This window comes from Kribbella sp. NPDC004138, from assembly GCF_053603655.1.
Genome location: NZ_JBSGFZ010000017.1, coordinates 60,723 through 80,915 on the forward strand (window position 1 = coordinate 60,723; position 20,193 = coordinate 80,915).

Below are 20,193 nucleotides of genomic sequence, written 5' to 3' on the forward strand. Positions count from 1 at the left end.
CACGCCCAGGTGACCGGCTGTCACGGGGAGTCACGATGGCTGAGTCCGACCAGCTTGCCGAGCGGTTCCGTGCGAATCATGCCCTGCTCGTCGCGGCCCGCGATCGTCTGCAGAGTGCGGTCGACGCCGAGACCGCGACCGATGCGGACAAGAAGCGGCTGGCGACGATCGAGGAGCTGCTCACCCCTGTCACGGTGTCCGAGCTGGATGCCGACGGCAACGTCATCGAGGTGCAGCGGCCGCGGCAGTTCTACTCGGTGGACCCCGACGGTCAGGGGCGTGCGGTCGAGGTGCTCGGCGACCTCCAGCAGGCGCAGAACGTCGCGGTGCTGGTGCCCGGCATGGGGAACAGCCTCGACACGTTCCGCGGACAGTCGGACCGCGGCGACCTGATCAAGCAGGAAGCCGGCCCGGGTACGGCGGTCGTGGTGTGGCTCGACTACGACTCGCCGCAGGGCCTGGTGGAAGCGGCGAGCAAGGACGCGGCGATCGAGGGCGGCCCGCGGCTCGCGGGGTTCGTCACCGAGCTCGACGAGCTCAAGTCCGAGGACGCCGAGGTCACGCTGGTCGCGCACTCGTACGGCACGGACGTGGCCGCGCAGGCGGTGATGGCGGGCGCCCGGCCGAAACGGCTGGTGATGACGGGATCGCCAGGAATCGCGAAGTACATCGACGAGGCCGCGGACTTCGTGCAGCCGCCGACCCGGTTGTACACCGAGCGCGCCCCGGGCGACTACGTCTCGTACTCGGAGTGGCACGGGCCCGATCCGGCGACCTTCCCGGACGCGATCCGGATGGCGACCGCCGACCCGCGGGGCGACGACCCGGTGTCGGTGCACTGGCACAACGAGTACTACCGGCCGAACAGCGAGGCGCTGCGCAACATCGGCCGCGTGGTCCGGGGCGATCTGGGGCACATCACCACCACGAACACCAGCCGGGCGACCGAGACCAAACTCTTCCTCGGTACGTCGTGGGGCGGTGCGCTGAACGGTGTCGCGGGCGCGGCGTCGAGGGTGTACGACGGAATCGTGGCGCTCACCAAGCCGTCGAAGCAGTCGGCCGGCTCCGCCGCCGGGCAGACCGCGGCGCACCGGACGAACAGCGCGGCACGAGGCCCGGAAGGGCGGCAGCGATGACGAGCGACCGGGAGTTCCTGCGCAGCGAGTTGCTCGCGGTGGCGGAAGCCGTCGTACCGGATCAGCGTCCGGTCGTCACGCACGACCCGGGGCCGGTGAATCCCGGCGTCCTGTTCGACGGTCGCGGCACGGCCACGGTCTGCCGGGTCACCGTCGAGACCGGCAACCCGAAGGCGCCCGACCCGTCCGCGACGGTCGACGCCGCGGCCGCGACACTCCGCGCGCGGGGCTGGACCGCGGACGTCGTACCGGAGGAGGACGGTCACTATCGCGTCGCGGCCAGCCGCGACGGCTTCGACGTCGCCGTCCACGCCTGGGCGACGGACTGGCGGATAACGTTCACCGGGGAGACACCGGTCGTTTCTTGACGGCCGAAACGCGGCGTGTCCTCGCGAGCCTTGGCCGCACGGTGTATCACGGAAGCGTGACCCTGACCGAAGCCCGCAACTTCCTCCGCTCGGAACTCCTCGCGGTGGCAGCCACTGTCGTCCCTGACCAGAAGCCGACGGTGACGCAGGACGTCGGCCCCGTCGACCAAGGTGCGCTGTCCGACGAGAGCGGACCCGAGTCGGTCTGCACGATCACCGTCGAAACCGGCGATCCGACCACCGCCGCCCCCGATCCCGGGGCCCAGATCGGCTTCGCCGCCGAGACCCTGGAGTCCCGCGGCTGGAAGGTGACCGTGTCCGAGCCCGTCGAAGGCCGCCACGAACTCACCGCCCGCCGCCAGGGCTACGACCTCACCGCCACCGCCCGGACCACGGACTGGCGCCTGACGTTCACCGGCCAGACGCCGTACGTCGACGAGCTGTAGGAGGACCTCGGCCAGGACCTAGGATGCACCGGCAAGCGTTTGTCGCCGTGTCTGGTGAGGTGAGGGATGTCCGAGGACCTCGATGCGCTGCTCCTGCGGTTGCGGGACCTGCCGGACGACCGGGCGGTCGCGGAAGCGGACGCGTTCTTCCGGTCACTGCCCGCCGAACAGGCGATCGCCCTGGCGGAGAGCCGGCCGGAGCAGGTCGGGCCGTTGGAGGGCGCGCCGCCCGAGCTGCGGTACCGCGCCAACCAGCTGATCCTGGTCGCGGCGCAGCAGCGGCTGCACACACTGGTCGAGAACCGGCAGGCGACCCTTGCGCAGCGCCGGCGGCTGGTGACGCTCAACGAGATGCTCGAGCCGGCCGGGAAGCGCCTGGACGTCGACGCCGACGGCAATCGTGTCGAGGTGGAGGTTCCCCGGCAGTTCCTGCTCGTCGACCCGGAGGGTCAGGGCCGGATGATCGAGGTCCAGGGCGATCTGCGGACCGCCAAGAACATCGCCGTCCTGGTGCCGGGGATGAACAACGACCTGGAACGCGTGCGTGCGCAGTCGGTGCGGGCGAAGGAGATCGGCGAGGAGGCCGGCCGGGGGACGGCGACGATCGTCTGGCTCGGGTACCACGCGCCGCTCGGGTTGACGCAGGGCAGGTCCACCGAGAGTGCCCGGGCGGCGGCGCCGTTGTTGTGCCGCTTCCAGGAGGGGCTCGCGACGGTGCGATCGCCGGGCGCGAAGGTCACGCTGATCGGGAACAGCTACGGTGCGCAGGTCGTCACCCGGGCGATGATGCAGGGCGCCCGCGCTCATCGGTACCTGTTGACCGGCAGCCCCGGCGTCGATCCGAGTGTCACGTCGGCGGCGCAGCTGACACCACCTGGTACCGAGTTCTTCGCGGTGGCGCGATCGCGCGGCGATTACGTGTCGTACGCCGAACAGCATGGCCCCGATCCCGCGTCGTTCGCCGACGCCGTACGGATCGAGACCGACAACGAGCAGGTGCAGATCACCGGGCACATGGCCTACTTCGCGAAGAACAGCGAGTCGATGAAGAACGTCGGCCGGATCGTTCGCGGCGAGCTGGGCGCGGTGACGCTCGCGGCTCGGACGACGCCCGCCGAGGAGACCCGGATGCTGGGGATGTCCTGGGCCGGGCCGTTGCGTACGCTCGGGCAGTCGCCGGTGGTGGTGCCGATCTCGAAGGCGTTCGACGGACTCGCGATGCTGCGAACGGTCGCGTCGACCCCGTCGAGGAAGACTGTCCTCGACGGAACCCCGCGTTCGCGGCAGCAGGAAGGACCTGAACGATGACGTTGACCGAGGCCCGGGACTTCCTCCGCGCCGAACTGCTCACGGTCGCCGCGGCCGCCGTACCGGGCTTCGAGGGCATCGTCGCCCATGACGTCGGACCGGTCGATCCGGGCGTGATGTCGGACGGCAGCGGACCGGACACGGTCTGCTCGATCACGGTCGAGAACGGCAACCCATCCGTGGTCGACCCCGCGGGCGAGGTCGCCGCAGCTGTCGCCGCCCTGGCCGCGCGCGGCTGGCAGACCAACGTCGCGCCGGTGGAGAACGGTCACCACCGGGCCACCGCGCAGTACAACGGCTTCCAGGTCACCGTCCACGGCTGGGACGACGACTGGCGCCTCACCCTCTCCGGCGAGACGCCGTCGATCCCGGAGTAGAGCCGGTCAGCTGGTTGCCGCGCGCTCGGCGGCGCTGCGGAGCACGCAGAACTCGTTGCCTTCGGGGTCCTGCATGACGACCCAGCCGGTGCCGTCGGCCTCGCGGCGGTCGTGGGCGATGGTGGCGCCGAGAGTGAGCAGCCAGGCGACCTCCTCGTCGCGGGTGGTGTCCGGCTCGAGGTCCAGGTGGGCCCGGTTCTTGACCGACTTCTCGTCGTTGTTCTGCTCGAACAGGACCGTGAGGCCGTCGGTGGGCACGGAGGCGTACGGGTCGCCGGGCTGGTCGTCGTCGGGACGCTCGGCGCGCAGGACCTGCAGCCAGAAACCGGCGAGCTCGTACGGATCGTGGGCATCGAACGTTACCGTTCGCACGCGAGAAGTCATGCCGCAGAGGCTACTTTCCCGAAGAGCAACCGGTCCTCGGGAAGCTCCGACGGGTACGGCGTGAAGCCCGCGGCGACGGCCAGCTCGGTCAGGGCCGGGGCCGTCCATCGGTGGACGTGGATGTTCATCGGATGCCCGCCGTACCCGGAGGTCTTGTGGGTGGACTCGGTGCCGACGTGGAATCCGAGCAGCAGCACGCCGCCGGGCGCCAGAACCCGGTGGAACTCGGCGAACGCCTGCGGCACGACGTCGCGCGGCAGGTGGATGATCGACCACCAGGCCACGATGCCCGCGACCGAGCCGTCCAGGAGGTCGAGGGCGGTCATCGAACCGACCCGGAAGTCCAGGTCCGGGTGGTCGCGGCGCGCGACCTCGATCATGCCCGGCGACAGGTCGATTCCGACGACCCGCAGGTCACGCTCGGCCAGTAGAGCGCTCGTCCGGCCGGGTCCGCACCCGGCATCGAGCACCGGCCGCCCGCTCCCCGCGACGAGCTTGGCGAGCAGGTCGAAGGCCTCCGCCTCCCAGTCGGCGCCGTCCACCACGAGCTCGGCGTACGAGACCGCGACGTTGTCGTACGAGCTGCTGATGTCGTCCAGGTAGGTCACCCGGCCGACCCTAGGACCGGCCGGGGACAGTTTTTCGTCAGGCCTTGCCGAGGGACTGTTTCTGCCGGCCGAGACCCTCGATCTCCATCTCCATCTCGTCACCCGGCGACAGGTACGGGAACCGGCCGGACAGCGCCACGCCCTCCGGCGTACCGGTGTTCACGACGTCGCCGGGGCTGAGCACCATGTACTGCGAGAGGTCGCGGATCAGCGCGGCCACCGAGAAGATCATGTCCGAGGTGTTCGAGTCCTGGCGCGGCTCGCCGTTCACCCAGGAGCGCAGGCTCAGGTTGGTCGGGTCGACCTCGTCGGCCGGAACCAGCGCCGGGCCGAGCGGGTTGAACGTCTCGCAGCACTTGCCCTTCGACCACTGGCCGCCGGAGACCTCGATCTGGAACGCGCGCTCGGACACGTCGTTCGACACCGTGTAGCCGGCGATGCAGGCGAGCGCGTCCTCGTCGGTCTCGACGTAGCGCGCCTGTTTGCCGATCACCACCGCGAGCTCGACCTCCCAGTCGGTCTTCGCGGAGCCGCGCGGCACCAGCACCTCGTCGTACGGACCGACGACCGTGTTCGGGTGCTTGAAGAAGACGATCGGCTGCTTCGGCGGCTCGGCGCCGGACTCGGCGGCGTGCGCCGCGTAGTTCTGGCCGATGCAGACCACGGCGCCCGGCCGCGCGACCGGGGCGCCGACCCGCAGACCCTCCGTCGCGGCGACCGGCAGCTCGCCGGCCTCGAGCGCGGCGCGGGTCCGGGCGACGCCGTCGGCGGCCAGGAACGCGCCGTCGATGTCAGCGGTCAGGGGGGTGAGGTCGTGAACGGTGCCGTCGGCGGCGCGCACGTACGGGCGCTCCTCGCCGACCGCGCCGAGGCGGAGCAGTTCCACAGGTGTCTCCCTGGATCAGTCAGTCTTGGTCGAGGCGTCGAACATGGGCCGCAGACGGGCGCGGGAGGCCTCGATGTGCGACCGCATCGCCGCGGACGCCTCCTCCGGATCGCCCTTGCGGACGGCGGTCACCACTGCCTTGTGCTCTCGCAACGCCTTCGTCGCGATGCCGCCACCGTAGTACAGCCGGAACAAGTGCAGGTGGCAGTGTGTCCGCTGGAAGGACAGCCGGGCCGTCTCGTTCCCGGACAGCTCCAGCACCAGGTCGTGGAACCGCTGGTCGTGCGCGGCCATCGCCCGGTAGCTCTCGTACGACGGACGGTCCGGGACGTCGGTGTAGCTGAGCATCTCCGCCTTGAGTCGGGCCAGGTCGTCGGTGCCGGACCGCTCGGCGGCGCGCCCGGCCGCCCACGGCTCGATGTGCAACCGGTACTCGAAGAGGTCCTCGAACTCCGCGCGGGTCAGCCGGGACGACACCCGGTACCCGCGCAGCGGCTCCTTGATCACCAGGCCGTCGGACTCCAGCCGGGCCAGCGACTCCCGGATCGGGGTCTGCGAAATGCCCAGCTCACGGGTCAGTGCATCGATGTTCAACCGGGTCCCGGGCTCGACCACGCTGTCCATGATCAGGCCCTTGACCGTCTCGTAGACGTCGTCGCTGAGCACCTGACGCTGGGGCAGGCGGGTGAGCTGCCCGGCCAGACCTACATGCGCATCCGTCACCTTCGCTCCTCCCTGAAATGCATTCTGCCCGACCTAGAGGCCCCGCAAAGAGATGGCGCCTGCTGCGCGCCGCCCCGCGGGCACTGGGCGGCGTTGTCGTCGGTCGGAAGGACTCCGTCCTGCCTCCCTCCTCCGCCTTGCCCAGCACTCCACGGGACGACGCTCGCGACGGCCCCATCTCTTTGCGCGACCTCTGCAGTCCGTCTTGACGCGTCCAGTGTGAAGCGGCAGCATCAGGATGCGCAATATCCTATAGGATCTTGGAGGCAATGTGAGTACGGCGATCGTCCGGGCCGAGGCCTATCTCGTCGACCTCGAGGTCGAGACCGTCCGGACCGACGCCGTTCAGTCGTTCCTCAAACAGGAGACGATCTTCGTCTCGCTGACCACGGCGGACGGCCTGACCGGGCTCGGCTACTCGTACACGATCGGCACCGGCGGCACCGCCGTACTCGCGCTGCTCCGGGACCACCTGCTGCCGCGCCTGGCCGGCGCGGACGCGCGCAACGTCGAGGCGCTCTGGTCGGACCTGTTCTGGTCCACCCACGCGACGACCGTCGGCGCGATCACCTCCTTGGCACTGGCCGCCGTCGACACAGCACTCTGGGACCTGCGGTGCCTGCGGGCCGGAGAGCCGCTGTGGCGGCTGGCGGGCGGATACCGGCAGCGCGTGCCGCTGTACGACACCGAAGGCGGTTGGTTGCACCTGACAACCGATGAACTGGTCGCCGGCGCGCTGGCCTCGCAGAAGGCCGGCTGGCCCGGCGTGAAGCTCAAGGTCGGGAGACCGCAGGTCCACGAGGACCTGGAGCGGCTGCGGGCCGTCCGGGACGCCGTCGGACCCGCGATCGACATCATGGTCGACGCGAACCAGTCCATGACGTACCCCGAGGCGCGTCGCCGGGCCGCCGCCTTCGAGTCCGTGGACCTGACCTGGTTCGAGGAGCCGCTGCCGGCCGACGACGTGACCGGGCATGTGCGGCTCTCCTCGGGGACCTCGATCCCGATCGCGGTCGGTGAGTCGCTGTACTCCGTGTCGCAGTTCCGGGAGTACGTCGCCGCCGGTGGCGCGGGGATCGTCCAGGTGGACGTGGCGCGGATCGGCGGCATCACGCCGTGGCTGAAGGTCGCGCATCTGGCGGAGACGTTCAACCTGTCGGTGTGCCCGCACTTCCTGATGGAGCTGCATGTCAGCCTGACGGCCGCCGTACCCAACGGCCGGTATGTCGAACACATCCCGCAACTGCGGGCGATCACGTCGACCGAGATGGATATCGTCGACGGGCACGCGGTCGCTCCGGACACCCCCGGTCTCGGAATCGACTGGAACCAGGACGCCATCGACGACCGCCGGGTCGGATGAGGAGAGGCCGCCGATGAGCAAGGTGGACGCACATCACCACGTCTGGGACCTGACTGTCCGTGAACAGTCGTGGATGGTCGGGCCGGAGCTGGACCCGATCCGGCGGAACTTCTCCCTGGAAGACCTGGCGCCGTTGGCCGTGGCGGCGGATGTTTCGGCGACGGTGCTCGTGCAGACCGTCGGCCTGGTCGAGGAGACCGTCGAGTTCCTGGAGCTTGCCGCTGGCAACGATCTGGTGGCAGGCGTAGTGGGGTGGGTCGACCTCACCGCGGACGACATCCGGGACGTGCTGGACGGTCTGCTGGCGCGGCCGGACGGCTCGTATTTGAAGGCGATCCGCCACCAGGTTCATGACGAGCCGGACGTCGACTGGTTGCTGCGTCCCGACGTACAGCGGGGTCTGGCGGCTGTTGCTTCGGCTGGTCTTGCGTATGACTTGCTCACCAAGACGCCGCACCTTCCCGCCGCGATCCAAACCGCGCGCAGTCTGCCGGAGCTGACCTTCGTCGTCGACCACATCTCCAAGCCCGTCATCGGCGAGCCGCTGTCGCCCTGGGCGTCGCACCTTCGCGAGCTGGCGTCCCTCCCCAACGTCACCTGCAAACTCTCAGGCATGGTCACCGAGGCCCCGTGGACCGCCTGGAAACCGTCAGACCTCCAGCCGTACGCCGACGTCGTCCTGGACTCCTTCGGCCCTGACCGCGTCATGTTCGGCTCCGACTGGCCGGTCTGCCTCCTGGCCGCGACGTACGCCGAGGTCCTACAAACCGCCGAAACCCTGACCGCCGCCCTGACTCCCACCGAACAAGAAGCCGTCTTCGCGGGTACAGCCACTCGCACCTACAGCTTGTAGGCCCCAGCTGGGGAGGATCCCTTACCGAATCGGGTACCAAATCCTCCCCAACCCTCTGCTCCGCCGCCCCGGCAGAATGCGGGCATGGAGCTTCGGGATGTTGGGCGGGGGGCGGGGGCGTTTCAGCGGTCTCTCGATGTCGGGGAGATCGAGGCTGTTTGTCGGCGGGCGTTCGGGAAGGGCAGCGTGCCGGTGCGGGCCGTTGAGCTGGGGTTGGGTGGGTACAACAGCGTCTACCGGATCGAGTTCGCTGGGTGGGACGAGGCGGTGGTGTTGCGCGTAGCGCCGGCCGATGGGGCGCAGTTCGGGTCTGAGCGGTGGTTGATGCGGAACGAGTACGCGAGTGTGCCCTGGCTGGCGGGGATTGCGGGCCTCATGCCGAGGGTGCTGGCTGTGGACTGGTCGCATGACGTGGTCGATCGGGACTGGATGATCCAGAGCTGTTTGCCGGGTGTTCCGGCGCCGGAGCATCTCGGGCGGTATCCGCGGGCCGGGCGGACGACGTTCTTCCGGCAGCTCGGGGCGATCGCCCGGACCGTGCACGACGTCCGTGGGCCGTACTTCGGTCGTGTGGACGGGCCGGCGCACGCATCCTGGAGTGAAGTCGTCATCGAGTCGTTCACGCGGATAGTGGACGACCTACAACGAGCAGGACTGGACGCGGCCGACGTGCGGCAGGCTGCCGCGATCGCGGAGCGGGGGCGGGCGACGCTGGACGAGGTGCAGGAACCGCGGCTCTTGACGGGTGATCTGTGGACGGTGAACTGTCTCCTGGACGCCGACGCACCCGAGCCGCTGATCTCAGGCGTGCTCGACTTCGACCGGACCGAGTTCGGCGATCCGGCGGCGGACTGGACGATCCGGATGGCGCAGGCGAAGGACGACGAGCGGGTGGCGTTCTGGGAGTCGTACGGCGAGCTGGACCGGTCACCCGCCGCCACCTGGCGAGCGGCGATCTACGAGGCGCGCCACCTCGCAGCGATCCGGCTCGAGCGTTATCGGCTCGGGAAACACGACGCGGTCCGCGAGAGCTACGGCGCGATGGCTACCACGCTCGCGGAGGTCTAGCTCTCGGGCGGGACGAACTCGACGCGGACGCCCAGGAGGCGGATCGGGCGGCGGAGTTCGAACTTTTCCAGGAGGAGAAGGGATGTGGTGGCGATGACCTCGGGGTCCTGGGTGGGTTCGGGGAGTTTGCGGCTCTTGATGGGGGTGTAGAAGGTGATGAAGCGGACCTTGACCGACACGCGTTGGATGGTGCGGCCTTCGGCGACGACTTCCTGGGTGACTTCGGTGGCGATGCGGCGGAGTTCGCGTTCCACGTCGGCGCGTTCGACGAGGTCGGTCGTGAAGGTTTCCTCGTGGCTGCGGGAGACGGGCTCGCGGGGTACGTCGGTGACCTGGGTGTCGCCGAGGCCGCGGCCCAGGGCGGCGTACCAAGTGCCCATCTTGGGGCCGAAGCGTTTCTTCAGGACGTCGAGGTCGGCGGCGGCGAGTTCGGCGACGGTGGTGATGGCGAGTTCGGCGAGGTTGCGTTCCATCCGCGGGCCGATGCCCCACAGGTCCCGGACCGGGCGGTGGTCCATCACCGACCGCCAGTTGTCCGCGGTGAGTCGGTAGACGCCGGCACCGCCCGCGGCGCCTTCGAAGGGTTCGGCGTGGGAGCGTTCGTGCTTGGCGAAGCCGGTGGCGAGTTTGGCGCGGGTCTTGTTGTCGCCGATACCGACCGAGCACGTCAGCCCTGTCCGTGCGGCGACGGCGGTGCGCAGTTCGAGCGCCAGCGCTTCCGGATCGTCGGTCTCGGCGCCGACGAAGCACTCGTCCCAGCCCCAGACCTCGACGACGACCGGGAAGGACCGCAGCGTGTCCATCACCTCGGTCGACGCGGCCTCGTACGCGGCCGGGTCCGACGGGAGGAACACCGCCTCGGGGCACTTCTTGTACGCCGCCCGCACCGGCATCCCGGAATGTACGCCGAAGGCCCGCGCCTCGTACGACGCGGTGGCGACCACCTGCCGTGGCTGGGTCGGATCGCCGGACCCGCCCACCACGACCGGCAGCCCACGGAGCTCAGGTCGCCGCCGGATCTCGACAGCAGCGATGAACTGATCCATGTCCACGTGCAGGAGCCACCAGCTCATAGCTGACAGGTAACCACATCAGCTCGACGCGCTGGAGTACGTCAGCAGCCCGCGCCGCCACACCAGCCGTACCAGTCCCTGGGCCACGACCGCCAGCGCAACACCCATAGCAACCGGCCCCCACCCCAGATCGCCCGACAGGGCCCGTACCGGGAACGTCGTCGCGAAGGCCACCGGGAAGGCGAACGTGAGGAACGTCCGGACCGCGACCGGGAAGAAGACCAGCGGATACCGCCCGGCCTCCACCAGGTTCAGGAACACGAACCCGATGGGGTTGACCGACTGCAGCCAGAACGCCAGGAACGACATCGCCGACCAGACCGCGGTCAGCAGCACCAGACCGCAGGCGACCAGCACGACGGCCTGCACGACCTGACCGGCGCCGAACGCGATGTCCGCCTGCACCAGCCCGATCACCAGCACAACGATGCCGCTGGCAACGTTCGTCAGCTCCGCGACGTTGATCCACCGCAAGGTCAGGTAGAACTGGCTCGACACCGGCCGGAGCAGTACGCCATCCAGCTCGCCCTCGGTCAGGTACGTCGTCATCCGGTTCAGGTTCGGCGCGACGAAGGTCGCCAGCAGCCCGGTGACGATCTGGAACACCCCGACCAGCGCGATCACCTCGGCCCGCGACCAGCCGTGCACCTCGCTCGTGAACCCGAACAGCAGCAACGTCGGCACGATGCCGAGCCCGAGCTGCACGAGGCCGACGAGCAGCGTGGTCAGGAAATGCGCACGGAAATGTGTTTCCCGCACCACCGCCTGCGCGAAGAACCGCCGCCACAGCCGCAGATGCCGCCACTGCTTGTGCCACCAGGTCCGGTCCAGCGTGCTCATGCGCCCACCGCCGAGTACGCGCGGATGCCCGCTGACCACACCAGCCGGGCGATCGCCGCGAACACCACGACGTACCCGAGCTGGATCCCCAGCCCCACCAGCAGTTCGTGCCTGGTCAGCTGGCCCGCGACGATCTCGACCGGGAACGACACCGTGTACCGGAACGGCTGGTGGTCGACGAAGCCCTTCGACCACGACGGCATCAGCGCCAGCGGGACGACGGCCCCGGACAGCACGCTCGCGACGATCACCCGGGCCTGCACGAGTGCGCTCACGTCGTCCATCCAGAACGCCAGCGACGCGATCAGGATGTCGATCGTGAACACCAGCATCGCCCCGAGCAGGAGGCTGATCGCGAACAGCGCCCAGCGTCCCGGGCCGGCCGGGATGTTCATCGAGTCGCGGAAGATCCACCACACGATGCCGATCATCGGCACCAGCGCGAACAGCTTCAGGAACTTCTCGGACAGGTTGTTCGCGACGAACCCGGTCAGCAACGACGCCGGCCGGACCATCCAGCTGGACAGCTTCCCGAGCCGGATGTCCTGGGCGAGGAACCCCGCCATCCACGACGACGTCGCCATCGTGACGAAGCCGAGCAGCACGAAGTACGTCGTGATGTAGCGCTCGTCGACCGGCAGTTGGGCTCCGCTCGCGAGCGCCGTCCGCCAGATCAGCAGCGAGATGATCGGCATCGTGATGTTCGCCAGCATGAAGATGATCCACGCGCCGCGGTACACGGACTGCTGCGCGATGTCCGCGGCGGTCATCCGGCGTACGACCCGGAGGTTGCGCGCCAGCGTGCTCATGACAGGTCTCCCAGCGTGCTGCGGCGCAGGAAGAGGTCGCGCATGAGGTCCTCGATGTCCGCGTCGGACACGTCGAGGTCGACCAGCGGGCCGAGCCGGGTCAGGTGCTCCATCACCGCACCGGCCTGCTCACGATCCGCCTCGAGCGCGACCTGCTGCCCGGACACCTCGACCGCGGTCACGCCGTCCAGCCCGCTCAGCCGCACGGCGTCGACGGTCGTCGCGTACGTCGCCCGGACAAGCTTGCGCGGACGCGCCGTACGAACCAGCTCGTCGAGGCCGCCGTCGAACTGCAGCCGGCCGTGGTCGATGATCATCACCCGCGAACAGAGCGCCTCGATGTCGTCCATGTCGTGGCTGGTGATCAGGATCGTCGTACCGCGGACGCGGTTCACGTCGGCGAGGAACGAGCGGACCCGGGCCTTCGCGACCACGTCCAGGCCGATCGTCGGCTCGTCCAGGAACAGGATCTCCGGCCCGTGGACGAGCGCGGCCATCAGCTCGAGCTTCATGCGTTCGCCCAGCGAGGTCTTGCGGACCTGCACGTTCAGCAGGTGCTCGACCTCGAGCAACTCGGCGAGCTCCGCGACGTTGCGGTCGAACTCGGCGGTGGACAGGCCGTACATGTCCTTGTGCAGCAGCAAGCTCTCCATCGCCGGGACGTCCCACCACAGCATGGTCTTCTGGCCCATGACGAGCGCGATCCGGCGCAGGTAGTCGTGCTTGCGGTCCGACGGCGTGTGGCCGAGCACCTGCAGGTCGCCGGAGGTCGTGTACAGCAGGCCGGACAGCATCTTCAGCGTGGTCGTCTTGCCGGCGCCGTTCGGGCCGAGCAGGCCGACGACCTCGCCCTGTCCGATGGAGAAGGTCACCCGGTCGACGGCGAGCCGGGTCTCGTACTTGCGTTTCACCAGGCTCTTCAGCGCACCGCCGAGCCCGGCACGCTGCTGATGAAAGGTGTAGGTCTTGGTCAGATCGTGTGCCGCAATAACAGGCGTCACGGAGTGCACCGCTTTCCACAGGAGTCGGTTGATGACGGACCGGGCAGCGTCAACGCGCAAACGCGCAGAGCGCAGGACGATCACTTCGCCAGGTGAGATCGGCCAGGTGGACTCCGTGGTCCGTCCCGGCTCCGCGATCCGGTGCGATCGCGCGGGCTGACGTCAAATCAACCGTTATCTCGACGAGGTGTCGACATCGCTCCCTGTGGGTCCTTCCGACGTGCGGCTGCCACCGACCACGGTAAGCCGTCCCGGAAAGCGCCGTCCAGCGGCTTTTTCAGAGGTCCTTGCGCATCCGCTGCGAGATGACCGAGTAGCCGAGCGAGTCGTACAGCGCGATCGCGGTGGCGTTATTGCCGAAGACGTTCAGGTCCAGCTGGTCGTAGCCGAGGCGGCGGCACTCGTCCTCTGCGGCCAGCATGATCGCCCGGCCATAGCCTTTGCCTCGATGGGCGCGGTCCACCTCGATGCCGAAGATGAACGGGACCTTCGGCTTGGTGCTGATCCACAGGCTGCCGACCGGCGCGCCGTCCGCGACCGCGATCCAGATCAGTTGCTGATCGGTTGCCGGTCCCTCGGGCAGGAGTTGTTCGGTCTCTTCGTACGCGACCGCGAGCGCCTCGTCCGGCGTCAGCCCGCGGGCCGGTCCGACGCCGGCCGCGAACGACGCCGCGGCGCGCTCCATCCAGGTCGGGTACTCGCTGTCGGCGATCGGACGCAGGTGCACCGGCGGTGTCGTCACGTGCTGACCTTAGCCGGGTTAGCGTGAATCATGGAGCTGACTTTCGAGCTGGCCGAGAAGGTGCTTGCCGCGCAGCCGTTCAGCGTGCTGCTGGGGACGCGGCTCACCGCGTTCGGCGGCAGTGCGGCGACCCTCGAGCTCACGATCCGTGACGATCTCCGCCAGCAGAACGGGTTCCTGCACGGAGGTGTGCTCAGCTATGCGGCCGACAACGCGATCACCTTCGCCGGCGGATCCGCGCTCGGCCCGGACGTGCTGACCGGTGGCTTCACGATCAGCTACGTCCGCCCGGCGCAGGGCGTCGTACTGCGGGCCGAGGCCCGGGTCGTGCACGCGGGCGGCCGGCAAGCCGCGTGTACCTGCGAGCTCGTCACCCTCGACGAGAACGGCGACGGCACCCTGTGCGCGATCGCCCAGGGCACCGTCGTCGGCCGTCGGTAAACGCCCTCTCAGTCGAAGAGCTCTTCGAGGAACGACTTCTTCTTTTTCTTGTGCTGGTGCTGGTTCCCGTACCGCGGGTCGTAGCGCCGGTCGTCGTTGTCGTAGCGCCGCTCGTCGTACCGCCGCTCGTCCGGGCGGCGGTCGTCGTACCGGCGCTTGTCGTCGTACCGCTGCTCCTCGTGGCGCTTCTCCTCGCGCCGCGGCTCCTGCGGTGCGTTGAACCGGAGCTCGGCGTCCACCAGGTGCTCGAGCTCACCCCGGTCGAGGAAGATGCCGCGGCACTCACCGCACTGGTCGACGGTGATGCCGCTGCGCTCGTACGTCCGCATCGCGCCCCGGCACTTGGGACAGATCAGGCTTTCCATCCGGCAACGGTAAGTGACGAAATCCCCGTCAGGCCGCCCTCTCAGCCAACTCTCAGCAACTTCCTACCCAGCACCGGCCAGGCCCTACTTGAAGCTCGACAGGAACGTCTTCAGGATCGGCCCGGCGGTGTGTGAGCCGGACTCGCCGCCCTCGACGATCACCGCGAACGCGACGTCGCCGCGGTAGCCCGCCATCCAGGCGTTGGTGGTGACCTTGCCCTTCACCACGACCTCGGCCGTACCGGTCTTGGCGGCGACCGCCCCGTTCCCCGCGAGCACGCTGGCGGTACCGCCGGTGACCGTGGTCCGCATGAACGTCCGCAGCGCCGCAACAGTTGCTGCTGGCAACGGAGAGGCGGCCGCGCCGGCGGCGTCCTTGCCCGGCACGAGCACCGGCTTCATCGCCGTACCGTGATCGACCGTTGCGGCGACCAGCGCGATCGCCAGCGGGCTGGCGGTGACCGTGCCCTGGCCGATCATCGACGCGGCCTCCTCGACGTCGTCCTTCGGCGCCGGGACCTGGCCGCCGTACGCCGAGAGCGACAGGTTCAGGTCCCGCCCGATACCGAACATCGCCGCGGCCTTCGTCATCCCGTCCTTCGGCAGCCGGGCGTGCTGCGAGATGAACGCGGTGTTGCAGGACTTGTTGAACGCCGTCTGCATCGTGCCGTTGCCGTACGCCGCGAGCGCGTCGTAGTTCTTGAACGTCTTGCCGAACACGTTGATCGTGTCCGTGCACGGCAACGGCGTCGCCGCGGTCTCACCGCTGCCGAGCAAGGCCGCCGAGGTGACGATCTTGAACGTCGAGCCCGGCGCGTACCGGCCCTGGAAGGCGCGGTTGTAGCTCGCCACCTGCGGGCCGTTCGCCGCGGCCAGGATCTGGCCGGTCGAGGCCTGGACCGCGACCAGCGACGCGGGCAGCTTGCTGGTCGCCAGCGCGGCCTCGGCGGCCTTCTGCATGTTCGTGTCCAGCGTGGTCTTGACCGGTTTGCCGGCGGTGCCCTTCTGGGTGAAGACGGTCTTGATCGTCAGCTTGGTCTTGCCGTCCCGCAGCGCGACCGTGCCGCCCGGCGTCCCGGCGAGCTGCTGCTGGAACGCGTACTGCAGGCCGGTGGTGCCGACCTGGTCCTGCGCCGACGCGGTCGGCCCGGCGTTCTTCAGCGTGTCCTCGTTCGCCGTCTTCATGGTGCCGATGATCGAGCGGGCGAACGTCGCGGTCGGCGGCAGCGACTGCGTACCGCCCATGGTGAGCACGCCGGGCAGCTTGCTCATCGTCGGCCGCAGCGCCTCCCACTCCTCGGCGCGGATCGTGATCGCGTCGACGAACTGCCCGGCCGGCGCCGCCTTCGCCCGCGCGGCGAGCTTCGCGCCGTCCACGTCCAGGTACTTCGTGAACGCGGCGTACGTCGCTGCCGTCGCCTTGGTGCCCGACGCGACACCGACGGTCACGACCGGCCGGTTCGCGGTCAGGGCGACGCCGTTGCGGTCCTGGATCGAGGCCCGGGCCGGCAGCGCGCGGACCCGCTTCAGGTAGTTGCTGTCGCCCAGCCCGGGGTAGATCGTGTCGCCCGACGCCTTGATCTTCCACGCGTCGCCGGTCTTCACCGCGGTCGCCGTGCTGGTCCACTTCATCGCGCCGATCCCGCGTAGCTGCGCCTCGACGGCGAGCTCCTGGGTGCAGCTCGTGCCGTCGGTGCACTTCGGGTCGCCCTGCGGGGTCACCGTGACGGTGCTCGCGACCAGCGCGGTGTCGACGTCGTCGAGCCGCTTGCCGAACACCGTCGGGTTGTCGGTGAGCGCACCGGCCGCGTCCGGCTTGCCGTCCGGGGCCCAGGCCTTCACCCAGGCGTCGGCGAACTGCTTGATGACCGCGCCGGATGCCTGCTGCTCGTCGCTCCCGGACTTCCCGCCGCCGGACTTGCTGTCCGAACAACCAGCGGTGATCAGCAGACTACTCAGGCAGACGATGGCAGTGGTTCGCTTCACGTTCCCAACTCTCGCACGACGACGGATGGACACCGGGCACAGTCTTCGGCGTGTGGCTCCTGGCCACGAGGGCGAAACTACTCAACTCACCCAACTACGACGCGCGCACCCGCTCGGGAGTTGGCGCCAGACGGCGGGCGAATCGCGACCAAGACGCTGTGCGTATCGGCCCGGCCGGATTCTGGAACCGCGTTCCACGGTCGCCGTACCGAGCGTATTCTGCTCCTTTGTGACCCGCCTTGCTCTGCACAGCCGCCTGCTTCCCGGTACCGAAGAGGCCTACGAGATCGAGCACGCCCGCGTCTGGCCGGAACTGATCACGGTGATGCGCGCCGCCGGGATCAGCGACTGGTCGATCTGGCGCAGTGGCCGCGACCTGTTCCACCTGGTCGTCTCCGACGACTTCGAGGCCGCCGTCGCGCAGCTCAAGGACGACCCGGTCGACCAGCGCTGGCAGCAGCACATGAGCCAGTTCGTCGAAGGCTTCGCCCAGAACCCCGAAGGCGTCGCCGGCCAGTCCCTGCGCCATGTCTGGACCATGAGCGAACAAACCGACTAGTACCAAGGTCCCGGGCCGGTCGGGACCTTGTGACGTAACCGGGCGGCCGCCGCCGCGCGACGGTGGTGACGTGGAGCATTTGCGATTGGGCGTGGCCCTGCCGCGGTTGGCGGCCTGCGCGGGGCGGACCGCCGTACAGCTTGCCCGCAGACGCATCCGCTTCCCGCGAGGTCAGGTCGGCCGGCGGGTGCGGTTCGCCGACGGGTCGACGGCGTACGTCTACCGCGAGACGGTGATGGAGCTGCCGGCGGCGCCGCTGGACCCGTGTGTGTTGATCGTCCAGTTCCGGCTGCGGCGCGTCAGAGGAGTCGGACACCGGCTGTTCCGCGCCGAGAGCTGGCTGAACACTCCGTTGTTCGCCGGTTTCCCAGGGTTCGTGTCGAAGCTCTGGTTCGCGGCGGACGAGTCCGGCGTGTACCGCGGCTTGTACGACTGGGACGGCCCCGACCAGGCCGAGGCGTACGTCCGCGCCCTCTGGTGGCCGCTCGCCCTCGTCTCCGAACTCGACTCGATCCACCACCGCGTGCTGCCAGGCCTCCGGCGCGACGACGTGCTCGCCGACCCGACCTGCGTCGACGGCCCTGCAGCCCCCGACCAGTGGTGGCGGCCGCAGGAGTCCTGGTGACACGTGTCCTGGTGGTGGGCGCGGGGCCGACCGGCCTTGCTCTTGCGCTGCAGGCCCACGCGTTGGGTGCCGCGGTTCGGGTGATCGACCGGCGTACCGAAGCAGCCAGGCCCTCGCGGGCGATGATGCTGCACGCGCGATCGCTCGAGGTACTGCGTCCGCTCGGCGTTGTCGACTCCCTGCTGAAGTACGCCGACAGTGCGCCGACCGTACGGCTCCACCTGCGAGGGCGTGTGCTCCCGGTGCGGATCGCGGAGCTCGCGGTGCCGGACACGGCGTACCCGCATCTGACGCTGCTCCCTCAGGCCCGGGTCGAGTCGGTTCTCGCGGCCGCGCTGGAGAGCCGGGGCGTCCCGATCGAGCGGGGAGTCGAGCTCGCGTCTCTCAGGTCGGCGCGGAGGAACGGCGTACAGGTGCAGTTTCGTGGGCTTGGCGAGGCGACTTGTGACTATCTGGTCGGGTGTGACGGTGCCGACAGCACTGTTCGCCAGGCGGTTGGCATCGGGACGAGCGGCGGAGTCTACGACCGGGAGATCGTGCAGGCCGATCTGGAGCTGGACGGCGGCCTCGGTACGGACACCGCGCATGTGTCGACCACTCGCGCCGGTCTGATCTTTCTGTTCCCGCACGGCGATCAGGCGGCGTGGCGGCTGCTGGCGACCAGGCCGGTCGGTGGTGGCCCGATGTCGCCGCGGGACGTGCAAGAGATGTTCGACGCGGCTCGGCTGCAGACGCGGGTCAGCCGGGTTGCCTGGTCGGAGATCGTGCCGATGCGCCACCGGCTGGCCGATCGCTACCGGGACGATCGGGTGTTCCTCGCCGGCGATGCCGCGCATGTCCACTCACCAGCCGGCGGACAGGGGATGAACACGGGGATCCAGGACGCGATCAACCTCGGCTGGAAGCTGGCCCAGGCCGCGTACGCCACCGATCCGGAAACGCTGCTGGACTCGTACGAGTTGGAGCGCCGGCCGGTCGCCCGTGCCACGACCGCCTGGACGAACCTCGTCTTCTGGGCAGAGTCCGGCCTGGATCCGATCGCCGCACTGATCCGCACGGTCCTGCTGCCGGTCGGTGCACCGTTGGTGGTGCCCACCTTATTGCGGCGGAGGCATCTGACGGCCGCCGGTTTTCGGATCCTCGCGCAGCTCCGCGTCGCTTACCCGAGCAGCCGGCTGTCGATCGACGACGGCCGGCCTGACTCGCTCCCTCTGCGGGTCGGCGACCGGCTGCCCGATCTGCCAGTAACAGTCGCGGACGGCAGCACTCGGCTGCAGACGCTCACAGCTCAGCCCGGTACGCATCTCCTGCTGCTCCGAGACGCGCCGACGGTCGAGGTGGACGATGCGTCGATCCATGTCCATCGGCTGCTGGATCGTGGCGGTCGCGGCCTCGTCGCCGTACGACCTGACGGTTATGTCGGTCTGCGGACGACCGAGGCCTCGTCGCCGCAGGTTGCGCACTGGCTCAGCTCGACTGGTGCATCTCCCACACCAGCAGTTCTGCGCCGGCGGGGCCCGCGGTGACGCGCTCGCCGTCGGCGTGTGTGATTCGTACGGCGTCTGCCGTGGCGAGGTCGCCGGCCCCTTCGAGGTTCGCCGTACCTGCTGCGACGAAGAGGTGGAGGTACTGCGCTGCTGGGAGGGTGATCGCGGCACCGGGGGCCAGGCGGGCGACGGACATCCCCGCCGACTCCTGGTTCAGGCGGATGGCCGTGGTGCCCGCGTGCCTGGCGAGCCCGGACGCCACCGGGATCAGCTCACCGGTCGTCAGATCGAGCTCCGCCTGCTCGTACGACGGCGGCAGATCGAACCGGTCCGGCCGAACCCACATCTGCACGTAGTGCACCGGCTCGGCGCCGTCGTTCCACTCGGAGTGCTGAATCCCCGACCCGGCACTCATCCGCTGCGCGAGCCCCGGATACACGCTCCCGCTGTTCCCCTCCGAGTCCCGGTGCGCCAGCGCCCCCCGCAGCACCCAGGTCACGATCTCCAGATCCTGATGCGGATGCGTCCCGAACCCCGTGCCAGGGGCAACCGTCTCGTCGTTGTGCGCGACCAGGAACCCGAACCCGACATTCGCCGGATCGTAATGCCCCCCGAACGAGAACGAGTGCCACGACTCCAGCCACCCGTCCTCGGTCCGGAACCGCTCCTGAGCCCGATGGATCTCCACGGAACCAAGTAAAACGGACTGCGCCGCTCGGTGGGCGGCGCAGTCCGGTCTTGG

Annotated in this window: 24 protein-coding genes; 12 read left to right on the forward strand and 12 right to left on the reverse strand. The window is 69.3% G+C overall.

What is annotated here, in order from left to right:
- The first annotated feature begins 35 nt into the window (after positions 1-35).
- The 5 genes from ACWEOO_RS23850 (at position 36) to ACWEOO_RS23870 (ending at position 3,638) form a co-directional block, all read left to right on the forward strand.
- On the forward strand, positions 36-1,139 hold the full coding sequence (locus tag ACWEOO_RS23850) for an alpha/beta hydrolase (RefSeq protein WP_452144874.1): 1,104 nt from the start codon (positions 36-38) through the stop codon (positions 1,137-1,139).
- On the forward strand, positions 1,136-1,507 hold the full coding sequence (locus ACWEOO_RS23855) for a hypothetical protein (protein WP_359935902.1): 372 nt from the start codon (positions 1,136-1,138) through the stop codon (positions 1,505-1,507). Before ACWEOO_RS23850 ends, ACWEOO_RS23855 begins: the two co-directional genes overlap by 4 nt.
- 56 nt (positions 1,508-1,563) lie before the next feature.
- Entirely contained in the window at positions 1,564-1,953 is a 390-nt protein-coding gene (locus ACWEOO_RS23860; protein WP_359935900.1) for a hypothetical protein, read from the forward strand.
- A gap of 66 nt (positions 1,954-2,019) precedes the next feature.
- Entirely contained in the window at positions 2,020-3,261 is a 1,242-nt protein-coding gene (locus ACWEOO_RS23865) for an alpha/beta hydrolase (protein WP_452144875.1), read from the forward strand.
- The gene (locus ACWEOO_RS23870; protein WP_452144876.1) at positions 3,258-3,638 is read left to right on the forward strand and encodes a hypothetical protein; all 381 of its coding nucleotides are present in this window, start codon (positions 3,258-3,260) and stop codon (positions 3,636-3,638) included. The genes ACWEOO_RS23865 and ACWEOO_RS23870 overlap by 4 nt, the downstream gene beginning before the upstream one ends.
- A 6-nt stretch (positions 3,639-3,644) precedes the next feature.
- Here the strand turns inward: ACWEOO_RS23870 and ACWEOO_RS23875 are convergent, their stop codons facing one another.
- The 4 genes from ACWEOO_RS23875 to ACWEOO_RS23890 are packed head-to-tail and all read right to left on the reverse strand — an operon-like array spanning position 3,645 to position 6,239.
- Positions 3,645-4,022, reverse strand: a complete 378-nt coding sequence (locus ACWEOO_RS23875) for a VOC family protein (RefSeq protein ID WP_355694031.1) — start codon at positions 4,020-4,022, stop codon at positions 3,645-3,647.
- Complete coding sequence (locus ACWEOO_RS23880) at positions 4,019-4,630, reverse strand: class I SAM-dependent DNA methyltransferase (protein WP_452144877.1); 612 nt, start codon at positions 4,628-4,630, stop codon at positions 4,019-4,021. Before ACWEOO_RS23880 ends, ACWEOO_RS23875 begins: the two co-directional genes overlap by 4 nt.
- A 37-nt stretch (positions 4,631-4,667) precedes the next feature.
- A complete protein-coding gene (locus ACWEOO_RS23885; RefSeq protein ID WP_452144878.1) occupies positions 4,668-5,516 on the reverse strand; it encodes a fumarylacetoacetate hydrolase family protein in 849 nt (282 codons plus the stop codon).
- 15 nt (positions 5,517-5,531) lie between these two features.
- The gene (locus ACWEOO_RS23890; RefSeq protein WP_355694036.1) at positions 5,532-6,239 is read right to left on the reverse strand and encodes a GntR family transcriptional regulator; all 708 of its coding nucleotides are present in this window, start codon (positions 6,237-6,239) and stop codon (positions 5,532-5,534) included.
- Positions 6,240-6,510: 271 nt separating this feature from the next.
- Between ACWEOO_RS23890 and ACWEOO_RS23895 the strand changes: the two genes are divergently transcribed.
- The 3 genes from ACWEOO_RS23895 (at position 6,511) to ACWEOO_RS23905 (ending at position 9,523) form a co-directional block, all read left to right on the forward strand.
- Positions 6,511-7,602, forward strand: coding sequence for a mandelate racemase/muconate lactonizing enzyme family protein (locus ACWEOO_RS23895; RefSeq protein WP_452144879.1), 1,092 nt, complete (start codon positions 6,511-6,513; stop codon positions 7,600-7,602).
- Positions 7,603-7,615: 13 nt separating this feature from the next.
- Positions 7,616-8,455: an amidohydrolase family protein gene (locus ACWEOO_RS23900; RefSeq protein ID WP_452144880.1), complete on the forward strand. Its 840-nt coding sequence runs from the start codon at positions 7,616-7,618 to the stop codon at positions 8,453-8,455.
- 84 nt (positions 8,456-8,539) lie between these two features.
- Positions 8,540-9,523 (forward strand): phosphotransferase family protein, encoded by a 984-nt coding sequence (locus ACWEOO_RS23905; RefSeq protein WP_452144881.1) that lies wholly within the window; start codon positions 8,540-8,542, stop codon positions 9,521-9,523.
- Here ACWEOO_RS23905 and ACWEOO_RS23910 read toward each other — a convergent pair.
- The 5 genes from ACWEOO_RS23910 to ACWEOO_RS23930 all read right to left on the reverse strand — a co-directional run bounded on the left by ACWEOO_RS23910 (position 9,520) and on the right by ACWEOO_RS23930 (position 13,988).
- A complete protein-coding gene (locus ACWEOO_RS23910; RefSeq protein WP_452144882.1) occupies positions 9,520-10,596 on the reverse strand; it encodes a DNA polymerase IV in 1,077 nt (358 codons plus the stop codon). The genes ACWEOO_RS23905 and ACWEOO_RS23910 overlap by 4 nt on opposite strands.
- Positions 10,597-10,614: 18 nt before the next feature.
- Positions 10,615-11,436 carry an ABC transporter permease gene (locus tag ACWEOO_RS23915; protein ID WP_452144883.1) on the reverse strand — a complete coding sequence of 274 codons (822 nt, stop codon included), beginning with the start codon at positions 11,434-11,436 and terminating at the stop codon, positions 10,615-10,617.
- Positions 11,433-12,245 carry an ABC transporter permease gene (locus tag ACWEOO_RS23920; RefSeq protein ID WP_452144884.1) on the reverse strand — a complete coding sequence of 271 codons (813 nt, stop codon included), beginning with the start codon at positions 12,243-12,245 and terminating at the stop codon, positions 11,433-11,435. Before ACWEOO_RS23920 ends, ACWEOO_RS23915 begins: the two co-directional genes overlap by 4 nt.
- The gene (locus ACWEOO_RS23925) at positions 12,242-13,246 is read right to left on the reverse strand and encodes an ABC transporter ATP-binding protein (protein WP_452144885.1); all 1,005 of its coding nucleotides are present in this window, start codon (positions 13,244-13,246) and stop codon (positions 12,242-12,244) included. The genes ACWEOO_RS23920 and ACWEOO_RS23925 overlap by 4 nt, the downstream gene beginning before the upstream one ends.
- A 277-nt stretch (positions 13,247-13,523) precedes the next feature.
- Complete coding sequence (locus ACWEOO_RS23930; RefSeq protein ID WP_452144886.1) at positions 13,524-13,988, reverse strand: GNAT family N-acetyltransferase; 465 nt, start codon at positions 13,986-13,988, stop codon at positions 13,524-13,526.
- Positions 13,989-14,018: 30 nt separating this feature from the next.
- Between ACWEOO_RS23930 and ACWEOO_RS23935 the strand changes: the two genes are divergently transcribed.
- Positions 14,019-14,429 (forward strand): PaaI family thioesterase, encoded by a 411-nt coding sequence (locus ACWEOO_RS23935; RefSeq protein ID WP_452144887.1) that lies wholly within the window; start codon positions 14,019-14,021, stop codon positions 14,427-14,429.
- 8 nt (positions 14,430-14,437) lie between these two features.
- Here ACWEOO_RS23935 and ACWEOO_RS23940 read toward each other — a convergent pair whose 3' ends face one another.
- A complete protein-coding gene (locus ACWEOO_RS23940; protein ID WP_452144888.1) occupies positions 14,438-14,794 on the reverse strand; it encodes a TFIIB-type zinc ribbon-containing protein in 357 nt (118 codons plus the stop codon).
- Positions 14,795-14,878: 84 nt separating this feature from the next.
- The gene (locus tag ACWEOO_RS23945) at positions 14,879-16,780 is read right to left on the reverse strand and encodes a penicillin-binding transpeptidase domain-containing protein (RefSeq protein ID WP_452144889.1); all 1,902 of its coding nucleotides are present in this window, start codon (positions 16,778-16,780) and stop codon (positions 14,879-14,881) included.
- 229 nt (positions 16,781-17,009) lie between these two features.
- On the opposite strand from ACWEOO_RS23945, the gene ACWEOO_RS23950 reads away from it, so the two are divergent.
- The 3 genes from ACWEOO_RS23950 to ACWEOO_RS23960 all read left to right on the forward strand — a co-directional run bounded on the left by ACWEOO_RS23950 (position 17,010) and on the right by ACWEOO_RS23960 (position 19,490).
- Complete coding sequence (locus ACWEOO_RS23950) at positions 17,010-17,339, forward strand: L-rhamnose mutarotase (RefSeq protein ID WP_355694057.1); 330 nt, start codon at positions 17,010-17,012, stop codon at positions 17,337-17,339.
- Between the two features lie 70 nt (positions 17,340-17,409).
- Entirely contained in the window at positions 17,410-17,964 is a 555-nt protein-coding gene (locus ACWEOO_RS23955; protein ID WP_452144890.1) for a hypothetical protein, read from the forward strand.
- Entirely contained in the window at positions 17,961-19,490 is a 1,530-nt protein-coding gene (locus ACWEOO_RS23960) for an FAD-dependent monooxygenase (protein ID WP_452144891.1), read from the forward strand. Before ACWEOO_RS23955 ends, ACWEOO_RS23960 begins: the two co-directional genes overlap by 4 nt.
- Here ACWEOO_RS23960 and ACWEOO_RS23965 read toward each other — a convergent pair.
- On the reverse strand, positions 19,432-20,139 hold the full coding sequence (locus ACWEOO_RS23965; protein ID WP_452144892.1) for a pirin family protein: 708 nt from the start codon (positions 20,137-20,139) through the stop codon (positions 19,432-19,434). The genes ACWEOO_RS23960 and ACWEOO_RS23965 overlap by 59 nt on opposite strands.
- Between the last annotated feature and the right edge of the window lie 54 nt (positions 20,140-20,193).

Excerpts from the sequence above, each read along its gene's own strand:
- ACWEOO_RS23855 (WP_359935902.1), top strand. The coding sequence starts at position 1,136 with ATGACGAGCGACCGGGAGTTCCTGCGCAGCGAGTTGCTCGCGGTGGCG.
- ACWEOO_RS23870 (WP_452144876.1), top strand. The coding sequence starts at position 3,258 with ATGACGTTGACCGAGGCCCGGGACTTCCTCCGCGCCGAACTGCTCACG.
- ACWEOO_RS23915 (WP_452144883.1), bottom strand. The coding sequence starts at position 11,436 with ATGAGCACGCTGGACCGGACCTGGTGGCACAAGCAGTGGCGGCATCTG.
- ACWEOO_RS23910 (WP_452144882.1), bottom strand. The coding sequence starts at position 10,596 with ATGAGCTGGTGGCTCCTGCACGTGGACATGGATCAGTTCATCGCTGCT.
- ACWEOO_RS23875 (WP_355694031.1), bottom strand. The coding sequence starts at position 4,022 with ATGACTTCTCGCGTGCGAACGGTAACGTTCGATGCCCACGATCCGTAC.
- ACWEOO_RS23905 (WP_452144881.1), top strand. The coding sequence starts at position 8,540 with ATGGAGCTTCGGGATGTTGGGCGGGGGGCGGGGGCGTTTCAGCGGTCT.
- ACWEOO_RS23940 (WP_452144888.1), bottom strand. The coding sequence starts at position 14,794 with ATGGAAAGCCTGATCTGTCCCAAGTGCCGGGGCGCGATGCGGACGTAC.
- ACWEOO_RS23920 (WP_452144884.1), bottom strand. The coding sequence starts at position 12,245 with ATGAGCACGCTGGCGCGCAACCTCCGGGTCGTACGCCGGATGACCGCC.
- ACWEOO_RS23935 (WP_452144887.1), top strand. The coding sequence starts at position 14,019 with ATGGAGCTGACTTTCGAGCTGGCCGAGAAGGTGCTTGCCGCGCAGCCG.
- ACWEOO_RS23900 (WP_452144880.1), top strand. The coding sequence starts at position 7,616 with ATGAGCAAGGTGGACGCACATCACCACGTCTGGGACCTGACTGTCCGT.
- ACWEOO_RS23850 (WP_452144874.1), top strand. The coding sequence starts at position 36 with ATGGCTGAGTCCGACCAGCTTGCCGAGCGGTTCCGTGCGAATCATGCC.
- ACWEOO_RS23865 (WP_452144875.1), top strand. The coding sequence starts at position 2,020 with ATGTCCGAGGACCTCGATGCGCTGCTCCTGCGGTTGCGGGACCTGCCG.